Source organism: Pseudomonas sp. F2, assembly GCF_057174385.1.
On record NZ_CM169904.1, the window covers coordinates 5,155,145 to 5,173,524 of the forward strand.

Sequence of the window (18,380 nt, forward strand, 5' to 3'; positions counted from 1 at the left end):
AGCGGCCCCGCTTTTTATCTCAAAACAAGGGCTGCTGCGCAGCCCATCGGGGATAAATCCCCTCACCACAGGGCCAGATCAGGCGACGCTGAGTTTGCGGCCTAGAACGGTGGTCCAACGCTCCGACAGAATCACCCCACCCAACGTCAACGCCCCACCCACCAGGTGATACATCGCCAACTCTTCCTTCAACACCACCGCCGCAATCAGCGCGGTAATCAACGGCAGCAAGTTAAAGAACAAGGTCGTGCGGCTCGGCCCCAGACGCTGCACCGCCTGCATCCACGCCAGCGGCGCAAGCATCGAGGCCAGCAGGCACGCGTACAGCACCAGCGGAATGTTCTGTGCGGTGAAACCGGTTTTCGGTGAGGCGGCGTACAGCGGAAACAGCACCACAATCGCCACCAGCACCTGCAGGTACAGCAACACCAGCGGCGGCAAACGTAGCTGCCATTTTTTCAGCAGGGTGCTGTAGATCGCGTAGGCGAGGGTGGCGATCAGCATCATCGCGTCACCCAGATTTACCCCGTGCTGCAGCAAGGCGCCGAGGCTGCCGGACGACACCACCACCAGCACGCCGGCGAACGACAGCACCGCGCCGAACAGTGCGCCGGCGGTCAGGCGCTGACCGAGGCTGATGATCGCCATGGCCAGCGACATCAGCGGCATCAGCGACAGGATGATGCCCATGTTGGTCGCGCTGGTCAGGGTCGCGGCGAAGTAGGCCAGGCTCTGATACACCGCCATGCCCAGCACACCGAGAACGAAGATCTTGCCCAGATTCGGGCGGATTTGCGGCCAGTGGGCGATCACCGCTTTGAGCATGAACGGGGTGAACAGCAGGCCGGCGAGCAGCCAGCGGTAGAAACCGATCTCGGCGGGGAAGATCGCCCCGACCGCCAGTTTGTTGATCACGGTATTGCCGGCCCAGATGAAAATCGCCAGCAGGGGAAACGCGTATTGCATGAGTGAAAACCAGAACGTTGATGAACCGTGATTATCCCCTGTCTGGATGCAGCCCTATACTGCGAACCGGACAACCTGCCTCTGCAACCGGACAGCATGAACAGTAAACACATCGATCTGCTGGATTTCAGCGAACTGCCGTCAGCGGTGTACTTCCGCTACGCCGACTTCAACACCCATGAATACGCCGCGCCGCATCGCCATCCGTGGGGCACGCTGGAGTACGCGGCCCACGGCGTGCTGCACATGGACGTCGACGGCAACCGCTTCATGTCGCCGCCGCAGTACGCGGTGTGGGTGCCGCCGCAGATCGAGCACAGTTTCTACAGCCATCAACCGGTCAACTACCGCGCGGTATGCCTCGATCCGAAGGTCTGCGCGGATCTGCCGGAGCGCGCCTGCACGTTGGCGATCAGTGACATTCTCAAGGCGATTCTCAAGGACTTCGCCGCCCGTGACGTGAAGATCCCCGAACTCGACGCCGACCAGCGTCTGGCCCAGGTGCTGGTCGATCAACTGCAACAGGCGCCGGTCCATGAATGTTATCTGCCGTACGCGAGCCATCCCGGGTTGCTGGCGATTCTCGATGCATTGCAGGCCGATCCCGGCAATAACCAGCCGCTGGCGCACTGGGCGGCGCAGGTACACGTCAGCGAGCGCACGCTGGCCCGGCAGTTCGTGCGCGAACTGGGCATGAGTTTCGGTGAATGGCGTCAGCGCCTGCGCTACCTGGCTGCCATCGAGGCACTGGAAAGCACGAAGAGCGTGCAGGAGATCGCCTTCGATCTGGGTTACAGCAGTGGCTCGGCCTTCATCGCCATGTTTGCCCGTCAGGCCGGTTGTACCCCGGAACAGTATCGGCGCAGCCACCTGGAAGGCAGGAAGGTGTAACAAGATTTGGCTACACTTCAGCGCAGGCCGCCTCCATCGATGCGGCAACAAGGAGAAAACTCCATGAAGATGTTGCGTGTCCCTTTGTTGATGATCGGTCTGCTCCTGTGTTCCCAGGGTTTCGCCGCCACGGCGCAACAGAACAAAATGACCACCTGCAATGCCGACGCTACCGCCAAGAACCTCAAGGGCGATGAGCGCAAGACTTTCATGAGCACTTGCCTCAAGGCCGCTCCGGCCGCCAATGACGCCAAAGTGCTGACCCCGCAGCAGGAAAAAATGAAGACCTGCAACGCCGACGCGAAAACCAAGGCCCTGACCGGCGACGCGCGCAAGACCTTCATGAGTGATTGCCTGAAGAAAAAGTAATCACTCGAGTCTGGTGGTGAGCGGGCTTGCCTCTTCGCGAGCAGGCTCGCTCCCACATTGAAATGCGTACCCCTTGTGGGAGCGAGCCTGCTCGCGAAGAGGCCGGTCTTGGCTCCGCCAATCTCAAGCACCGCATATACCTAGTGCTCTCCCCGGATCGCTGGCAGACTGCCAATCCTTTTACGCCGTTCGTTTTGAGGCTGTATGCCAACGTTTTCTGAGCGTCATGTTGTGTTTTGGGTCAGTTGCATCATTATTTTTGGCGGTTTGCTGCTGGCATTGCCGCTGCGCTTGTTGCCCAGCCTGCTGGCCGGTCTGCTGGTGTTCGAGCTGGTCAACATGCTCACCCCGCAACTGCAACGATTGATCGAAGGCCGGCGTGCGCGCTGGCTGGCGGTGGCGCTGCTGGGCACCCTGGTGGTCAGCGTGCTGGCGCTGATCTTTGCCGGTGCTATCAGTTTCCTGCTGCACGAAGCGGAAAACCCGGGCGCCTCGCTCGACAAATTCATGGGCGTGGTCGATCGCGCGCGCGGGCAACTGCCGCCGTTTCTCGATGCCTACCTGCCGGCCAGCGCTGCGGAGTTTCGCGTGGCGATTGGTGAGTGGGCGAGCAAACACCTGGCTGACCTGCAACTGGTGGGCAAGGACGCGGCGCACATGTTTGTCACCCTGCTGATCGGCATGGTGCTCGGCGCGGTCATTGCCCTGCAGCGGATACCGGATGTGACCAAGCGCAAGCCGCTGGCCGCCGCCCTGTTTGATCGCCTGCACCTGCTGGTGCAAGCCTTCCGCAACATCGTCTTCGCGCAGATCAAGATTTCCCTGCTGAACACCTTCTTCACCGCGATTTTCCTTGCGGTGATTCTGCCGCTTCTGGGCATCAAGCTGCCGCTGACCAAGACCCTGATCGTCCTGACCTTCCTGCTCGGCCTGCTGCCGGTGATCGGCAACCTGATGTCGAACACGCTGATCACCATCGTCGGCCTGTCGCTGTCGATCTGGGTGGCGGTGGCGGCGCTGGGTTACCTGATTTTTATCCACAAGCTCGAATACTTCCTCAACGCGCGCATTGTCGGCGGGCAGATCAGTGCCAAGTCGTGGGAGTTGCTGCTGGCGATGCTGGTGTTCGAAGCCGCGTTCGGCCTGCCGGGGGTGGTGGCGGGGCCGATTTATTACGCGTATCTGAAGAGTGAGTTGAAGCTGGGCGGGATGGTGTAAGCGATGGATCTGTGTTGCCTGATCTGGCGCCTTCGCGAGCAAGCTCGCTCCCACACTGGATTGCATTTCAACTGAAGGAATGCGGTCAAATGTGGGAGCGAGCTTGCTCGCGAAAGGCGCAATGCCGATTTCAGGTCAGTTCATGGCGCCGTAGCGCTTCATCGCCTCGATCGCCAGACCGCTGCCAATGCTGCCAAAGATGTTCCCTTCCACATGTCGCGCGTTCGGCAGCATTGCCGAGACGCTGTTGCGCAGCGCCGGAATGCCGCTGGAGCCGCCGGTGAAGAACACCGTATCGACCTGACCCACCGAGACGTTGGCATCGTTCAACAGCTGCGTAACGCTGCCGCGCACGCGCTCAAGCAGCGCGTCGATCGACGATTCAAACAGGGCGCGGCTCAGTTCCACGCTCAGGCCCGGCTCGATGCGATCCAGCGGTACGTGGCGGCTGTCGGTGTGGGTCAGCTGGATCTTGGTTTCTTCCACTTCCATCGCCAGCCAGTGCCCGGCGCGCTGTTCGATCAGCTTGAACAGACGGTCGATACCGCCAGTGTCCTCGATGTCGTAGCGCATGCTGCCCAGCGCCAGGGTGGATTTCTGCGAGTACACCGAGTTGATGGTGTGCCAGGTGGCCAGGTTCATGTGGTGGCTGGTCGGCATGTAGGCGCCGCTCTTCATCCGGCTGCCGTAACCGAACAGCGGCATCAGGCCTTGCAGGCTCAGTTGTTTGTCGAAATCGGTCCCGCCGATGTGCACGCCGCCGGTGGCGAGGATGTCATCGTGACGGTTGTCCATGCCGCGACGCTCGGGCGACAGGCGCACCAGTGAGAAGTCCGAAGTACCACCGCCGATGTCGACGATCAGCACCAGCTCTTCTTTTTCGATGGTCGACTCGTAGTCGAAGGCGGCGGCAATCGGTTCGTACTGGAACGACACGTCCTTGAAGCCGAGCTTGCGTGCCACTTCGACCAGGGTGTCTTCGGCTTCCTGGTCGGCCAGCGGGTCGTCATCGACGAAAAACACCGGGCGCCCCAGCACCACTTGTTCGAACTCGCGACCGGCGGCCGTTTCGGCGCGGCTCTTGAGTTGGCCGATGAACAGCCCCAGCAGATCCTTGAACGGCATCGCCGTGCCGAGCACGCTGGTGTCGTGCTTGATCAGCTTGGAACCCAGCAGGCTCTTGAGCGAGCGCATCAGCCGGCCTTCGTAGCCTTCCAGGTACTCGTGCAGCGCCAGGCGACCGTACACCGGGCGGCGTTCTTCGATGTTGAAGAAGACCACCGACGGCAGGGTGATCTTGTCGTCTTCCAGCGCGATCATCGTTTCCATGCCGGGGCGCAGCCAGCCGACGGTGGAGTTGGAGGTGCCGAAGTCTATACCGCAGGCACGGGCTGGAGAGGCGTTGTTCATGTCTTTCGGGTTCCGGTCAAAAAACGGCCGCGCAGTGTATGTCAGTGCGCGGCAGATTCGAAGGCCGGTCATCTGCTATTTCACGACTAAGCTTCTTGAAAGTCGCAGCTTCGCCCCAAACTCGCTGGCATGGGCCGGCAGACATACCGGCGGTCGCAAGAACCGTCGTCCACTGCCGATAAACTTCTGCTGCGCCACCCGGTCACAAAGTTGAGATCGGTCAACCCGGCACGTGCGAATGAGCGCATGCTGGTCTCGGCGCGAAATCGATAACGGATGGTGATTCCTTCGATGGACTTCAAAGACTATTACAAGATACTCGGCGTGGAGCCGACAGCGGACGACAAGGCAATCAAGGCTGCCTATCGCAAGCTGGCGCGCAAATACCACCCCGATGTCAGCAAGGAAAAAGACGCCGAGGCCAAGTTCAAGGACGCCTCGGAAGCCTATGAAGCGCTGAAGAGCGCCGACAAGCGCGCCGAGTACGACGACCTGCGCCGTTATGGCCAGCATGGTCAGCCGTTCCAGGGCCCGCCGGGCTGGCAGAGCCGTGGTGGCTTTGGCGGCGGCGGTGGTGACACCGGCGACTTCTCGGACTTCTTCAGTTCGATCTTCGGCAATCGTGGCGCCGGTTTCGGTGGCGGCGAAGGTCGGCAACAACGCAGTGCAGGACGGCGGGGACAAGACGTGGAAATGGAACTGCCGATCTTCCTTGAGGAGACGCTGTCGAACGAGTCGAAGAAGGTCAGCTTTCAGGTCCCGCAATACAACGCCAACGGTCAGCACGTCAGCAACACCAGCAAAAGCCTGAACGTGAAGATCCCGGCGGGCGTGACCGACGGCGAGCGCATCCGCCTCAAGGGGCAGGGCGCGCCGGGCATCGGTGGCGGCGCCAATGGCGATCTGTACCTGACCATTCGCTTTGCGCCGCACCCGAAATTCGATGTCGAAGGCGAAAACCTGATCATCACCTTGCCATTGGCACCGTGGGAGCTGGCGCTGGGCACCGAGGTGGCCGTGCCGACCCTGACCGGCAAGATCAACCTCAAGGTTCCGGCCGGCAGCCAGAATGGCCAGCGCATGCGCGCCAAGGGCCATGGCCTGAAAAACAAGGCCGGTGAGCGCGGTTATCTGTTCGTCCAGCTCAAGGCCGTGATGCCGAAAACCTCGGACGACGAGGTCAAGGCGCTGTGGCAGGAACTGGCGAAGAAAGCCGCGTTCAACCCACGCGAGAACTTCTGAATCCGACGACGGAGTAGCCCATCATGAGCAGCCCCCTGATCGTTCAACTGGACATGGCAGAATTCTGTGAGGCGGCCGATCTGTCGGACGTCTACGTGATCGAAATCGTCGAACACGGCATCCTCGAACCTCAGGGCGCGCAGCCCCGGGAATGGCGGTTCACCGACTACGAGCTGAGCCTGGCCAAGCGCGCCGCGAAGTTGCGGCGCGAGCTGGAGCTGGAGTGGGATGGGGTCGCGCTGGCCCTGAATCTGCTGGAGGAGGTGCATGAGTTGCGGGCGGAGAACCGGATGCTCAGGCAGCGCTTGGGGCGGCTGGTGGTCGAATAGGTTTTCCGTGGTATTGGCCGGCCTCATCGCTGGCAAGCCAGCTCCCACAAGGAACTATGTCGTACACAAAGTTTGTATTCGACGCCGGATCTGTGGGAGCTGGCTTGCCAGCGATGAATTCACCGCAGATTTTCCTGCTTAAACCTTTCTCGGCAACACCACACTGAACAGCGTCCCGTCAGCCTCGCTCGAGCTGACGTCGATCGTCCCGCCATGGGCGGTCACCACTTCCTTGACGATGAACAAGCCCAACCCGAGGCTGGTCGACGGCTGCCCGAGTTCTTCGTCGGCGCTGCGCACCAGCGGGTCGAAAATCGTGCCGATCGCCTCTTCGGAAATCGGCGTGCCGTAATTATGCACCGACAGGTACACGTTGTCGGCCTCGCCACGCAGATCAAGGGTCACGTCGCGCTGGCTGGTGCCATGCTGCAAGGCGTTGCCGATCAGGTTTTGCAGGAGCTGGTCGATTCGCCCGGCGTCCCACACCCCACGGGTGTCGCCGTGCACCGTGAGCTTCGGATCGGATAGCGGATTACCGGCGCAGGCTTCGGCAATCGCCGCCCGCGCCGCAACGGCCAGGTCCATCGCCGCCGGCTCGATCGGCAGGCTACGGCCCAGGCGACTGCGCACCAGCTCCAGCAGGTCGCTGACCATCGCCGCCATGTGCCGCGCACCGCGCTTGATGTGCAAGGCACAGGCCAGCGCATCGCCCTCGAGGCTGGATTTACGCAGCAGCAGTTCGGTGGACATGCTCACCGCCTGCAGCGGCGCGCGCAGGTCATGGCCGAGGATGGCGAGGAAAATGTCGCGCGAGCGGTTGACCTGCTCGGCGTAGGCAGCGGTGGATTCGGCGAGGGCTTCGTCGATGGCTTCGTTGAAGCGGATCATGTCCTGGAAATAGGTCACGTCCGGCGACTCAAGGCTGTCGACCCACAGGCGGATCACACAGGCGCGCAAATGGCGGAATTCGCTGGTCATCTGCACCAGATCGAAACCGACGGTGTGGCGCAGTTCGCCATGGCTGGCGCCGGCCTCGTCCAGACTCGGAGTCTTTTCCGGGCCCTCGCCCTTGGCTTTGGCAGCCTGTTCGGCGGGGCTCTGTGGCTTGCTCATGTCGCGGGCGGCGGCCCGTAGAATCTCGCTGGCGTGATCGCGCAGCGCAGTGGAATCCAGATGGTCGGCCGCCGGCGTAATGGTCGCGGCGAACTGTTCCCATTCATCGACGATAGGCTCGATGTTGGCCAGGATGAACTCGGAAAGACGCATGGGCAGTTCCTGAAAATAGGCGGAGCGAATCGAATATTAGCCCCTTTGGCGGGAAATACACGACCGTTTGCACATCGGTTTTCCTGCCCCATGAAAAAGGCCCCCGGCCCGTGCGCAAGACGCGGGTCGGGGGCCTTTTGCCGTGTGTCAGAACAGGAAGTAACGCTGAGCCATCGGCAAGGTTTCCGCCGGTTCACACCACAGCAGCACACCGTCGGCCTTGACCTGATAGGTCTGTGGATCGACGTCGATGTTCGGCAGGTAATCGTTGTGGATCAGGTCGGTTTTCTGCACATCGCGGCAGCCTTTGACCACGGCGATTTTCTTCTTCAAACCCAACGCGTCGGGCAGTCCCGATTCCTGCGCCGCCTGGCTGATGAACGTCAGGCTGGTGGCGTGCAGCGAGCCGCCGTAGCTGGCGAACATCGGGCGGTAGTGCACCGGCTGCGGAGTTGGGATCGACGCGTTGGCGTCGCCCATCAGACTGGCGGCAATGGCACCGCCCTTGAGGATCAGCGTCGGTTTTACGCCGAAGAACGCCGGGCGCCAGAGCACCAGGTCGGCCCATTTGCCGACCTCCACCGAGCCCACCTCATGGCTGATGCCGTGGGTGATCGCCGGGTTGATCGTGTATTTGGCGATGTAGCGCTTGGCGCGGAAGTTGTCGTTGCCTGCGCCGTCCTGGGGCAGCGGGCCGCGCTGCTTTTTCATCTTGTCGGCGGTCTGCCAGGTGCGCGTGATGACTTCGCCGACACGGCCCATAGCCTGGCTGTCGGAACTGATCATCGAGAACGCGCCGAGGTCGTGGAGGATGTCTTCGGCGGCAATCGTCTCGCGGCGGATGCGGCTTTCGGCGAACGCCACGTCTTCGGCGATGCTCGGGTCGAGGTGGTGGCAGACCATCAACATGTCGAGGTGTTCGTCGATGGTGTTGCGGGTGAACGGCCGGGTCGGGTTGGTCGAGCTCGGTAGCACGTTAGGGAAACCGCAGGCCTTGATGATGTCCGGTGCATGGCCGCCACCGGCACCTTCGGTGTGATAGGTGTGGATGGTGCGGCCCTTGAACGCGCCCAAGGTGGTTTCGACGAAACCGGACTCGTTGAGGGTGTCGGTGTGGATCGCCACTTGTACGTCGTACTGGTCGGCGACGCTCAGACAATTGTCGATGCTCGCCGGGGTGGTGCCCCAGTCTTCGTGCAGCTTGAGGCCGATGGCGCCAGCCTTGACCTGCTCGATCAGCGGCTCCGGCAGGCTGGCGTTGCCCTTGCCGGTGAGGCCGATGTTCATCGGGAACGCGTCGGCGGCCTGAAGCATGCGCGCCAGGTGCCACGGGCCGGAGGTGCAGGTGGTGGCGTTGGTACCGGTCGCCGGCCCCGTGCCGCCGCCGATCATGGTGGTGACGCCGCTCATCAGCGCTTCTTCGATCTGCTGCGGGCAGATGAAGTGGATGTGCGTGTCGATGCCGCCGGCAGTGAGGATCATGCCTTCACCGGCGATCACTTCGGTGCTGGCGCCGATGGCGATGGTCACGTTCGGTTGTACGTCCGGGTTACCGGCCTTGCCGATAGCAGCGATGCGCCCGTCCTTGAGACCGACGTCGGCTTTGACGATGCCCCAGTGGTCGATGATCAGCGCATTGGTGATCAGCGTGTCGACCACTTCGGCGGCGAGCAACTGGCTCTGGCCCTGGCCGTCACGGATGACTTTGCCGCCGCCGAACTTCACTTCTTCGCCGTAGGTGGTGAAGTCCTTTTCGACCTCGATCCACAACTCGGTGTCCGCCAGGCGCACCCTGTCGCCGACGGTGGGGCCGAACATGTCGGCGTAAGCTTGTCTTGAAATTTTCATCCGAATTCCTTGCACAAATTTATTGTGGCGAGGGGATTCATCCCCGATCGGGTGCGAAGCACCCGCCATTCAGCAAAAGTGATTTTGTGGTGGGGCAGGCGGCCGTTGGCGACCGCTGCGCGGTCGATCGGGGATGAATCCCCTCACCACAGATAAGTCCCCTCACCACAGGTGAATCAGCGTCAGTCGAGATCACCCATGACCCGCCCGGCAAAGCCGAACACCCGCCGATGCCCGGCGTACTCCACCAGCTCGACCTCGCGGCTTTGCCCCGGCTCGAAGCGCACGGCGGTGCCGGCGGGGATGTTCAGGCGCATGCCACGGCTGGCGGCGCGGTCGAAGGTCAGCGCATCGTTGGTTTCGAAAAAGTGATAGTGCGAACCGACCTGAATCGGTCGGTCGCCGCTGTTGGCGACTTTCAGGCTGAGGGTGCGGCGGCCGACATTCAGTTCGATGTCGCCGGGCTGGATCTGGTACTGGCCGGGAATCATGGCCGGGCTCCTTGCAGAATCTTGTAGTAGAGGGCGGTCGGGCGGTACGTGCCGTGCGGGTCGCAGGCGTAATCGGGAATTTCACCGGCACGGGTGTAACCCAGAGCCTTGTAGAACTCTTCGGCGGGCGAGCCGGCCTCGGTGTCGAGGTAGAGCATGCCGCGCTTGTGTTTGGCCGCTTCGAGCTCCAGCGCATTCATCAACTGCTGGCCGAGCCCACGCCGCCGGGCCTGTTCGCGCACCAGCAGTTTTTGCACTTCGGCGCGATTGAGGCCGTTGGCTTTCTGGCACAGACCCAACTGCACGCTGGCCTGCACCTCTTCATCCTTGACCACCACCCAGAGCAACACGCTGCCCTTGTTCACCTGTTGCTGCACTTCATCGAAATAGGCGCGGGCCTGCGCGGCATCGAGGTCGGCCATGAAACCGACGCTGGCGCCATAACCCACGGCGTCGAGCAGCAGATCAATCAGGCCCTGACGATAGTGCGCAAAACTTTCCGCATTGACGCGTCGCAGTTGGGCGGGGTTCATCGCGTGTCACTCCTTGTTGGCGACCGGGGGCTGCGCGCCAGGGTTGAGGATCCGTTGCATGAAGGTCAGGTCGAGCCAGCGGCCGAACTTGGTGCCGACTTGCGGCATCTGTCCGGTGATGCTGAAACCGGCGCGTTCATGCAGACGAATGGAAGCGGCATTGCCACTTTCGATGGCGGCGACCATCACATGCTTGTCGCAGGCTTTGGCCCGCTCGATCAGCACGCTCATCAATTGCGGGCCAAGGCCATTGCCGCGCTGGTCGCTACGGACGTAGACCGAGTGCTCGACGGTGTGACGGAAACCGTCGAACGGCCGCCAGTCGCCAAAGGAAGCGTAGCCGAGCACCACGTTGTCGGCGTCGACGATCACCAGAATCGGGTAGGCCTGGGCCTGACGGGCGCTGAACCACGCCTGGCGGTTGCCGAGGTCGACCGCCGATTCGTTCCATATCGCCGTGGTGTTGAGCACCGCGTCGTTGTAGATGTCACGGATCGCCGGCAGGTCGGCGTGCAGGGCATCGCGAATGGTGTAGGTCATGGCGAGTCCTCAAACGATCGGTTGGTGGACGGTGACCAGTTTGGTGCCGTCGGGAAACGTCGCTTCGACCTGGATCTCCGGGATCATTTCCGGAATGCCTTCCATCACTTGCTCGCGGCTCAACAGGGTGGTGCCGTAGTGCATCAGCTCGGCGACGGTCTGGCCGTCACGGGCGCCTTCGAGCAGCGCGGCGGAGATGTAGGCCATCGCTTCCGGGTAGTTGAGCTTCACACCACGGGCCAGTCGGCGCTCGGCGACGAGGCCGGCGGTGAAGATCAGCAACTTGTCTTTTTCGCGTGGGGTCAGGTCCATTTGTTTTTCAAATCTCGGCAGAAGAAAGTTAAGTCGTACACCCTGTAGGAGCTGCCGAAGGCTGCGATCTTTTGACGTTGATTTTTTACAGCAAGATCAAAAGATCGCAGCCTGCGGCAGCTCCTACAGGGGAATGCATTTCAGGTGTTCCAGATTCTGGGTGGCTGGGCCTCGCGGCCTAGCAGAGCCGGGCGTAACAAGCGCCATAAATCGATGAGCCAGGCACGGGCGAGCAGTGCTTCTGACGCCAGACACCGAGCCACCAACAGGCCGGGCAACTGGGTCAAATCCCCGCGCACGGCATGCCCCAGCGAACGACAGCGCTCCAGCAGCTCGGCATCAATCTCACCAGTGACCAACAATGTGGCGAACACCGGACGGCCATCCAGGCCGATGGGCGAATCCAGCAAACCGTCACCGCCAGTAATCCTCTGACGCTCGTGCCACAGCAATCGCCCGTCGCGGCGGATATCCAGATGCGCCTGAAAGTGTCCGAGGTCGAAGCGCTCGCCACTGGCCGGTCGGCCCAGTGCCACCACGTCCCAGTAGAACAGCCGCGCATCGCCTTCAAGCTCGATCGAGGTGGTGAGTTCAGCCTGAGCGGCGCTGTAGACGATGGTTTCCTGCGGCAGCCACTCCAGCGTCGCGCCGGCCGCGACTTGCAGATCGAGCTGTTGATACGCCGGCCCCGCCGCGCGATACCATTTGGCGGCGCCGGGGCTGGTGATCTGCGCCCAGGCGTCCTGTTCGACGCGGGCGCTGATGTTCAGCCGGTCACCGCCGGCGATCCCGCCCGGCGGATGGACGATGATGTGTTGGCAGACCTCGGGGCCTTCGGCGTACAGGTGCTTCTGCACCCGCAGCGGCCCCAGATGCCGGCGCTTGACCGGGCGCGTGCCGTCACCGAAGCGGGCGTAGGCCAGTTCCAGCTCGGCGTGCCAGCTTGGGGTAAACAGGGCAGTGGGAAGCGGTAAGTTCATGGTTTGTGATTATCGTTAGGAAGCTACAGATTAAATTGTTACCAGACCTCGTACACCCTCGGCCTCCATATTTTCGCCGCGACCCTGTTGCACGATCTCGCCCCGGGACATCACCAGGTATTGATCGGCCAACTCCGCAGCGAAATCGTAGAACTGCTCCACCAGCAAAATGGCCATGTCGCCCCGCGCCGCGAGCTTCTTGATCACCGCGCCGATCTCCTTGATCACCGAGGGCTGGATGCCTTCGGTAGGTTCGTCGAGGATCAGCAAACGCGGACGACTGGCCAGGGCGCGACCGATAGCGAGCTGCTGTTGCTGACCGCCGGACAGGTCGCCGCCGCGGCGCTGCTTCATTTGTAGCAGCACCGGGAACAATTCGTAGATGAAACTTGGGACTTCCTTCGCTTCACTGCCGGGAAACCGCGACAAACCCATCAGCAGATTCTCTTCCACCGTGAGCCGGCCGAAGATTTCCCGGCCCTGTGGCACATAGGCGATCCCGGCGTGCACGCGCTGGTGCGGCTTGAGTGTGGTGATTGCCTTGCCCTCCCAGTTCACCACGCCTTCCTTGGCCGGCAACAGGCCCATCAGGCATTTGAGCAGGGTGGTCTTGCCCACGCCGTTGCGCCCGAGCAGGCAGGTGACTTCGCCGACGTTCACGTCAAAGCTCAGGCCGCGCAGGATGTGGCTACCGCCGTAGTATTGGTGCAGTTTGTCGACTTGCAGCATTCTCAAAATCTCCTCAAATCCCTGTGTAGGAGCTGCCGAAGGCTGCGATCTTTTGATCTTGTTTTTAAGATCAAGATCAAAAGATCGCAGCCTTCGGCAGCTCCTACAGGGGATGGATCATCAGCGGCCGAGGTAGACCTCGATCACCCGCTCGTTTTCCTGCACCTGCTCCAGCGACCCTTCCGCCAGCACGCTGCCCTGATGCAGCACCGTGACGTGGTCGGCAATCGAGCCGACGAAGCCCATGTCATGCTCCACCACCATCAGCGAATGCTTGCCGGCCAGCGACTTGAACAGCTCGGCGGTAAATTCGGTTTCGGCATCGGTCATGCCCGCCACCGGTTCGTCGAGCAGCAGCAGTTGCGGGTCTTGCATCAGCAGCATGCCGATCTCCAGAAACTGCTTCTGGCCGTGAGAGAGCAAGCCCGCCGGGCGATTGACCGAGGTGGTCAGGCGAATGGTTTCCAGCACTTCGCTGATGCGCTCGCGCTGCTCGCCGCTCAGGCGTGCGCGCAAGCTGGCCCACACCGACTTGTCGGTTTTCTGCGCCAGTTCCAAGTTTTCGAATACGCTCAGCGCTTCGAACACCGTCGGTTTCTGGAACTTGCGGCCGATCCCGGCCTGGGCGATCTGCACTTCGCTCATTTGCGTCAGATCCAGGGTTTCGCCGAACCAGGCCTTGCCGTGGCTGGGGCGGGTCTTGCCGGTGATCACGTCCATCAGCGTGGTCTTGCCCGCGCCGTTGGGGCCGATGATGCAGCGCAACTCGCCGACGCCGATGTACAGGTTCAGATTGTTCAGGGCGCGAAAACCGTCAAAGCTGACGCTGATGTCTTCCAGGGTCAGGATCGTGCCGTGGCGGGTGTCGAGGCCCGGGCCGACGCGTTGGCCGAGGCCGATCGAGTCGCGGCTGGTGCCTTCGTCCTTGTTCGGTTCTACGGGGAAAAACGCCGGTTCGAGCATGAATTCAGCACTCGCTGTGACTCTCATTGTTCACCTCGTTTCTTCAGCAGGCCGATCACGCCTTTGGGCAAATACAACGTCACGACGATGAACAGCGCGCCGAGGAAGAACAGCCAGTATTCGGGGAACGCCACGGTGAACCAGCTCTTCATGCCGTTGACCACACCGGCGCCGAGCAGCGGCCCGATCAGCGTGCCGCGACCGCCGAGGGCGACCCACACCGCCGCTTCGATCGAATTGGTCGGCGACATTTCGCTGGGGTTGATGATCCCTACTTGCGGTACGTACAACGCCCCGGCCAGACCGCACAGCACCGCGCTCAAGACCCAGACGAACAGCTTGAAACCGCGCGGGTCGTAGCCGCAGAACATCAGGCGGTTTTCCGCATCGCGCAGCGCGGTCAGCACCCGGCCGAACTTGCTCTGCGCCAGACGCCAGCCGATGAACAGACTTGCCACCAGCAACAGCACGGTGGTCAGAAACAGCACCGCGCGGGTACCCGGTTCAGTGATGCCGAAGCCGAGAATCGTGCGGAAATTGGTGAAGCCGTTGTTACCGCCGAAGCCGGTCTCGTTGCGGAAAAACAGGAGCATGCCGGCGAAGGTCAGGGCCTGGGTCATGATCGAGAAATACACGCCCTTGATCCGCGAGCGGAAGGCAAAGAAACCGAACACCAGCGCCAGCAGACCCGGCGCCAGCACCACCAGACACATCGACCAGATAAAACTGCTGGTGCCGCTCCAGTACCACGGCAGTTCGGTCCATGACAGAAAGGTCATGAACGCCGGCAAGCCGTCACCAGCGGCCTGGCGCATCAGGTACATGCCCATCGCATAACCGCCGAGGGCGAAGAACAGCCCGTGGCCCAGCGACAGCAGCCCGGCGTAACCCCAGACCAGATCCAGCGCCAGAGCAACGATGGCGTAGCAGAGGATTTTGCCGACCAGCGTCAGGGTGTAGGCCGAGACATGCAGCGCGCTGTCCGCCGGCAACAGCGAGAGCAACGGCAGGGCGATCAACAGCGCGAGGATCAGCGCGCCGATGGCGAGGGTGAGTTTCGGGCCGGCCTTTTGCGTGGCCGTGACAAGTAGAGGCTGGTTCATCAGTCGATCACCCGTCCTTTCAGTGCGAAGAGGCCTTGCGGACGTTTCTGGATGAACAGAATGATCAGCGCGAGGATCAGGATTTTGCCGAGCACCGCACCGATCTGCGGTTCGAGAATCTTGTTGGCGATGCCCAGGCCGAACGCCGCCAGTACGCTGCCGGCGAGTTGGCCGACACCGCCCAGCACCACCACCAGGAACGAGTCGATGATGTAGCTCTGGCCCAGGTCCGGGCCGACGTTACCGATCTGGCTCAGCGCCACGCCACCGAGGCCGGCGATACCCGAACCGAGGCCGAAGGCGAGCATGTCGACGCGCCCGGTGGGCACGCCGCAGCAGGCGGCCATGTTGCGGTTCTGCGTGACCGCGCGGACATTGAGGCCGAGGCGGGTCTTGTTCAGCAGCAGCCAGGTCAGCACCACCACGAACAAGGCGAAGGCGATGATCACGATGCGGTTGTACGGCAGCACCAGATTCGGCAGCACCTGAATGCCGCCGGACAGCCACGCCGGGTTCGCCACTTCAACGTTCTGCGCACCGAACAGCAGGCGCACCAACTGGATCAGCATCAGGCTGATGCCCCAGGTGGCGAGCAGGGTTTCCAGCGGTCGGCCGTAGAGGTGACGAATCACTGTGCGCTCCAGCGCCATGCCGATTGCTGCGGTGACGAAGAACGCCACCGGCAACGCGATCAGCGGATAGAACTCGATCGCCTGCGGCGCGTAGCGCTGGAACAGCAACTGCACCACGTAGGTCGAGTAGGCGCCGAGCATCAGCATCTCGCCGTGGGCCATGTTGATCACCCCGAGCAGGCCGAAGGTGATCGCCAGACCGAGAGCCGCGAGCAGCAGAATCGAGCCGAGCGACATGCCGCTGAACGCTTGACCCAACACTTCACCGATCAGCAGTTTGCGCTTGACCTGCGCGAGGCTGGTTTCGGCGGCGGTACGTACACCGGCATCGCTTTCGACGCCGGGTTCGAGCAGTCCTTCCAAGCGGGTGCGGGCCAGCGGATCGCCGGTTTCGCCGAGCAGGCGTACGGCGGCCAGACGCACCGCCGGGTCACTGTCCACCAGTTGCAGGTTGGCCAGGGCCAGGCTCAGGGCGGCGTGGACGCTTTCGTCTTTTTCGCCAGCCAGTTGCTGGTCGAGGAATTTCAGCTGCGCGGGTTTCGCGCTTTTCTGCAATTGCTGCGCGGCAGTCAGACGGGTTTTGGCGTCGGCGGCGAGCAATTGGTGGCTGGCCAAAGCGGTGTCGATCAGACCCCGCAGGCGATTGTTCAGGCGCAGGGTTTTGGTTTGGCCGTCGAGGGTCAATTCGCCTTGCTGCAGGGCGTTGATCAGCTCGACACGCGCCGGCTCGGGCTGCGCAGCCCAGGCTTCCAGCAGTTTGGCCTGTTGCACGGGATTGGCGGCGACGAAGTCTTCGGCATCGCCGGCGTGGCCGGCCATCGGCACCAACAGTGCGAGGGCGAGGATGAGACGGTAAAGGGCGGTGGGCATGGTAAGTCGCCTTGACACGGACATTGTGGGAGCTGGCTTTGTGGCGAGGGGATTCATCCCCGATCGGCTGCGAAGCAGTCGCAAAAACAGTCGCCGCGATTCACCGGTACATCGCGCCTGTAGCATTTGGGGTCGCTTCGCGACCCATCGGGGATGAATCCCCTCACCACGAAATATTGTTCCCACAGGGGAATCGAGTCGGCCTCACGCCAGGCGCGAGGCCGACACCCAATGGCTCAGTTGCTCTTCACCGCATAATCCGGTTTCTTGTCGTTGCCATCGATAAACGGACTCCACGGCTGCGCACGGATCGGGCCTTCGGTCTGCCACACGACGTTGAACTGACCATCGTTCTGGATCTCGCCGATCATCACTGGTTTGTGCAGGTGGTGATTGGTCTTGTCCATGGTCAGGGTGTAACCGGACGGCGCGGCGAAGGTCTGGCCGGCGAGTGCTTCGCGGACTTTGTCGACGTCGGTGGACTTGGCTTTCTCCGCCGCTTGCGCCCACATGTGGATGCCGACGTAGGTGGCTTCCATCGGGTCGTTGGTCACCGCTTTGTCGGCGCCCGGCAGGTTGTGTTTCTTCGCGTAAGCCTTCCAGTCAGCGACGAACTTCTTGTTCACCGGGTTCTCCACGGACTCGAAGTAGTTCCACGCCGCGAGGTTGCCCACCAGCGGTTTGGTGTCGATGCCGCGCAGTTCTTCTTCACCCACCGAGAACGCCACCACCGGTACGTCGGTCGCCTTCAGCCCCTGGTTGGCCAGCTCTTTGTAGAACGGCACGTTGGAGTCGCCGTTGACCGTCGAGATCACAGCGGTCTTGCCGCCGGCGGAGAACTTCTTGATGTTGGCGACGATGGTTTGATAGTCGCTGTGACCGAACGGGGTGTAGACCTCTTCGATGTCCTTGTCGGCCACGCCTTTGGAGTGCAGGAACGAGCGCAGGATCTTGTTGGTGGTGCGCGGGTAGACGTAGTCGGTGCCGAGCAGGAAGAAACGCTTGGCGCTGCCACCTTCTTCGCTCATCAGGTATTCAACGGCCGGGATCGCTTGCTGGTTCGGCGCAGCGCCGGTGTAAAACACGTTCGGCGACATCTCTTCGCCTTCGTATTGCACCGGGTAGAACAGCAGGCCGTTGAGTTCTTCGAACACCGGCAGCACCGATTTGCGCGACACCGAGGTCCAGCAGCCGAACACCACCGCGACCTTGTCCTGGGTCAGCAACTGCCGGCCTTTCTCGGCGAACAGCGGCCAGTTCGATGCCGGGTCGACCACCACCGGTTCGAGCATCTTGCCGTTCACCCCGCCCTTGGCGTTGATCTCGTCGATGGTCATCAGCGCCATGTCCTTGAGCGACGTTTCGGAAATCGCCATGGTCCCGGACAACGAATGCAGAATCCCCACCTTGATGGTCTCGGCGGCCTGGACAGTCCAGGTCATGCCCATCGCGGCAATGGATGCCGTGAGTGTGAAAGCCTTGATCAAACTGCGACGCTTCATTGTGCGATCTCCATGAACGTTAAAGTTTTTTATGGTTGGCAGATGCGGACGACTGAAGGGTGTTTTGCAAGGGCTGTGCCCGGTCGGGATCGGACAGGAAAATGTCGGTTTAGAGCGGTTGCGCGTGGGCAGTGCGCACCATGAAGGGACGAGTCACGTGTCACGGTGCACTCGTGTGCGCCAGAT

At 62.0% G+C, this 18,380-nt stretch carries 19 protein-coding genes; 5 read left to right on the forward strand and 14 right to left on the reverse strand.

Going from position 1 to position 18,380, the window contains the following annotated elements; translation table 11 throughout:
• Positions 1-78 precede the first annotated feature (78 nt).
• A complete protein-coding gene (locus AC193Q_RS23195; RefSeq protein ID WP_483878833.1) occupies positions 79-966 on the reverse strand; it encodes a DMT family transporter in 888 nt (295 codons plus the stop codon).
• 96 nt (positions 967-1,062) lie between these two features.
• Between AC193Q_RS23195 and AC193Q_RS23200 the strand changes: the two genes are divergently transcribed.
• The 3 genes from AC193Q_RS23200 to AC193Q_RS23210 all read left to right on the forward strand — a co-directional run bounded on the left by AC193Q_RS23200 (position 1,063) and on the right by AC193Q_RS23210 (position 3,444).
• The gene (locus tag AC193Q_RS23200) at positions 1,063-1,857 is read left to right on the forward strand and encodes an AraC family transcriptional regulator (protein WP_145596172.1); all 795 of its coding nucleotides are present in this window, start codon (positions 1,063-1,065) and stop codon (positions 1,855-1,857) included.
• Between the two features lie 63 nt (positions 1,858-1,920).
• Positions 1,921-2,226, forward strand: coding sequence for a PsiF family protein (locus AC193Q_RS23205; protein ID WP_041065573.1), 306 nt, complete (start codon positions 1,921-1,923; stop codon positions 2,224-2,226).
• Positions 2,227-2,430: 204 nt separating this feature from the next.
• Entirely contained in the window at positions 2,431-3,444 is a 1,014-nt protein-coding gene (locus AC193Q_RS23210) for an AI-2E family transporter (protein WP_483878834.1), read from the forward strand.
• Positions 3,445-3,579: 135 nt separating this feature from the next.
• Here AC193Q_RS23210 and AC193Q_RS23215 read toward each other — a convergent pair whose 3' ends face one another.
• A complete protein-coding gene (locus AC193Q_RS23215) occupies positions 3,580-4,854 on the reverse strand; it encodes an Hsp70 family protein (protein WP_047291015.1) in 1,275 nt (424 codons plus the stop codon).
• Positions 4,855-5,145: 291 nt separating this feature from the next.
• Here AC193Q_RS23215 and AC193Q_RS23220 point away from each other — a divergent pair, with 291 nt between their 5' ends.
• A complete protein-coding gene (locus AC193Q_RS23220) occupies positions 5,146-6,096 on the forward strand; it encodes a DnaJ C-terminal domain-containing protein (protein WP_041065895.1) in 951 nt (316 codons plus the stop codon).
• Between the two features lie 23 nt (positions 6,097-6,119).
• On the forward strand, positions 6,120-6,425 hold the full coding sequence (locus tag AC193Q_RS23225) for a chaperone modulator CbpM (protein WP_047600625.1): 306 nt from the start codon (positions 6,120-6,122) through the stop codon (positions 6,423-6,425).
• A gap of 138 nt (positions 6,426-6,563) precedes the next feature.
• Here AC193Q_RS23225 and AC193Q_RS23230 read toward each other — a convergent pair whose 3' ends face one another.
• From AC193Q_RS23230 to urtA, 12 genes are all read right to left on the reverse strand, one after another.
• Positions 6,564-7,691, reverse strand: coding sequence for an ATP-binding protein (locus tag AC193Q_RS23230; protein ID WP_483878835.1), 1,128 nt, complete (start codon positions 7,689-7,691; stop codon positions 6,564-6,566).
• Between the two features lie 147 nt (positions 7,692-7,838).
• Positions 7,839-9,539 carry an urease subunit alpha gene (gene ureC, locus AC193Q_RS23235; RefSeq protein ID WP_483878836.1) on the reverse strand — a complete coding sequence of 567 codons (1,701 nt, stop codon included), beginning with the start codon at positions 9,537-9,539 and terminating at the stop codon, positions 7,839-7,841.
• Between the two features lie 182 nt (positions 9,540-9,721).
• Positions 9,722-10,030, reverse strand: a complete 309-nt coding sequence (locus AC193Q_RS23240; RefSeq protein ID WP_007966984.1) for an urease subunit beta — start codon at positions 10,028-10,030, stop codon at positions 9,722-9,724.
• Entirely contained in the window at positions 10,027-10,563 is a 537-nt protein-coding gene (locus AC193Q_RS23245) for a GNAT family N-acetyltransferase (protein ID WP_047291019.1), read from the reverse strand. The genes AC193Q_RS23240 and AC193Q_RS23245 overlap by 4 nt, the downstream gene beginning before the upstream one ends.
• Before the next feature lie 6 nt (positions 10,564-10,569).
• Positions 10,570-11,103: a GNAT family N-acetyltransferase gene (locus AC193Q_RS23250; RefSeq protein ID WP_047291020.1), complete on the reverse strand. Its 534-nt coding sequence runs from the start codon at positions 11,101-11,103 to the stop codon at positions 10,570-10,572.
• Between the two features lie 9 nt (positions 11,104-11,112).
• Positions 11,113-11,415: an urease subunit gamma gene (gene ureA, locus AC193Q_RS23255; protein ID WP_003221215.1), complete on the reverse strand. Its 303-nt coding sequence runs from the start codon at positions 11,413-11,415 to the stop codon at positions 11,113-11,115.
• Between the two features lie 140 nt (positions 11,416-11,555).
• Positions 11,556-12,395 carry an urease accessory protein UreD gene (locus AC193Q_RS23260; protein ID WP_483878837.1) on the reverse strand — a complete coding sequence of 280 codons (840 nt, stop codon included), beginning with the start codon at positions 12,393-12,395 and terminating at the stop codon, positions 11,556-11,558.
• 30 nt (positions 12,396-12,425) lie between these two features.
• Positions 12,426-13,124 (reverse strand): urea ABC transporter ATP-binding subunit UrtE, encoded by a 699-nt coding sequence (gene urtE, locus AC193Q_RS23265; RefSeq protein WP_003221219.1) that lies wholly within the window; start codon positions 13,122-13,124, stop codon positions 12,426-12,428.
• A gap of 120 nt (positions 13,125-13,244) precedes the next feature.
• Positions 13,245-14,114, reverse strand: coding sequence for an urea ABC transporter ATP-binding protein UrtD (gene urtD / locus AC193Q_RS23270; RefSeq protein WP_103368047.1), 870 nt, complete (start codon positions 14,112-14,114; stop codon positions 13,245-13,247).
• Complete coding sequence (gene urtC, locus AC193Q_RS23275; RefSeq protein WP_239778635.1) at positions 14,111-15,190, reverse strand: urea ABC transporter permease subunit UrtC; 1,080 nt, start codon at positions 15,188-15,190, stop codon at positions 14,111-14,113. The genes urtD and urtC overlap by 4 nt, the downstream gene beginning before the upstream one ends.
• Positions 15,190-16,692: an urea ABC transporter permease subunit UrtB gene (gene urtB / locus AC193Q_RS23280; protein ID WP_483878838.1), complete on the reverse strand. Its 1,503-nt coding sequence runs from the start codon at positions 16,690-16,692 to the stop codon at positions 15,190-15,192. Before urtB ends, urtC begins: the two co-directional genes overlap by 1 nt.
• Before the next feature lie 236 nt (positions 16,693-16,928).
• Entirely contained in the window at positions 16,929-18,194 is a 1,266-nt protein-coding gene (gene urtA, locus AC193Q_RS23285) for an urea ABC transporter substrate-binding protein (RefSeq protein ID WP_027613564.1), read from the reverse strand.
• Positions 18,195-18,380: the final 186 nt, after the last annotated feature.

Coding starts and splice junctions, on each gene's coding strand:
- AC193Q_RS23195 (WP_483878833.1), bottom strand. CDS start 966: ATGCAATACGCGTTTCCCCTGCTGGCGATTTTCATCTGGGCCGGCAAT.
- AC193Q_RS23200 (WP_145596172.1), top strand. CDS start 1,063: ATGAACAGTAAACACATCGATCTGCTGGATTTCAGCGAACTGCCGTCA.
- AC193Q_RS23205 (WP_041065573.1), top strand. CDS start 1,921: ATGAAGATGTTGCGTGTCCCTTTGTTGATGATCGGTCTGCTCCTGTGT.
- AC193Q_RS23210 (WP_483878834.1), top strand. CDS start 2,431: ATGCCAACGTTTTCTGAGCGTCATGTTGTGTTTTGGGTCAGTTGCATC.
- AC193Q_RS23215 (WP_047291015.1), bottom strand. CDS start 4,854: ATGAACAACGCCTCTCCAGCCCGTGCCTGCGGTATAGACTTCGGCACC.
- AC193Q_RS23220 (WP_041065895.1), top strand. CDS start 5,146: ATGGACTTCAAAGACTATTACAAGATACTCGGCGTGGAGCCGACAGCG.
- AC193Q_RS23225 (WP_047600625.1), top strand. CDS start 6,120: ATGAGCAGCCCCCTGATCGTTCAACTGGACATGGCAGAATTCTGTGAG.
- AC193Q_RS23230 (WP_483878835.1), bottom strand. CDS start 7,691: ATGCGTCTTTCCGAGTTCATCCTGGCCAACATCGAGCCTATCGTCGAT.
- ureC (WP_483878836.1), bottom strand. CDS start 9,539: ATGAAAATTTCAAGACAAGCTTACGCCGACATGTTCGGCCCCACCGTC.
- AC193Q_RS23240 (WP_007966984.1), bottom strand. CDS start 10,030: ATGATTCCCGGCCAGTACCAGATCCAGCCCGGCGACATCGAACTGAAT.
- AC193Q_RS23245 (WP_047291019.1), bottom strand. CDS start 10,563: ATGAACCCCGCCCAACTGCGACGCGTCAATGCGGAAAGTTTTGCGCAC.
- AC193Q_RS23250 (WP_047291020.1), bottom strand. CDS start 11,103: ATGACCTACACCATTCGCGATGCCCTGCACGCCGACCTGCCGGCGATC.
- ureA (WP_003221215.1), bottom strand. CDS start 11,415: ATGGACCTGACCCCACGCGAAAAAGACAAGTTGCTGATCTTCACCGCC.
- AC193Q_RS23260 (WP_483878837.1), bottom strand. CDS start 12,395: ATGAACTTACCGCTTCCCACTGCCCTGTTTACCCCAAGCTGGCACGCC.
- urtE (WP_003221219.1), bottom strand. CDS start 13,124: ATGCTGCAAGTCGACAAACTGCACCAATACTACGGCGGTAGCCACATC.
- urtD (WP_103368047.1), bottom strand. CDS start 14,114: ATGAGAGTCACAGCGAGTGCTGAATTCATGCTCGAACCGGCGTTTTTC.
- urtC (WP_239778635.1), bottom strand. CDS start 15,190: ATGAACCAGCCTCTACTTGTCACGGCCACGCAAAAGGCCGGCCCGAAA.
- urtB (WP_483878838.1), bottom strand. CDS start 16,692: ATGCCCACCGCCCTTTACCGTCTCATCCTCGCCCTCGCACTGTTGGTG.
- urtA (WP_027613564.1), bottom strand. CDS start 18,194: ATGAAGCGTCGCAGTTTGATCAAGGCTTTCACACTCACGGCATCCATT.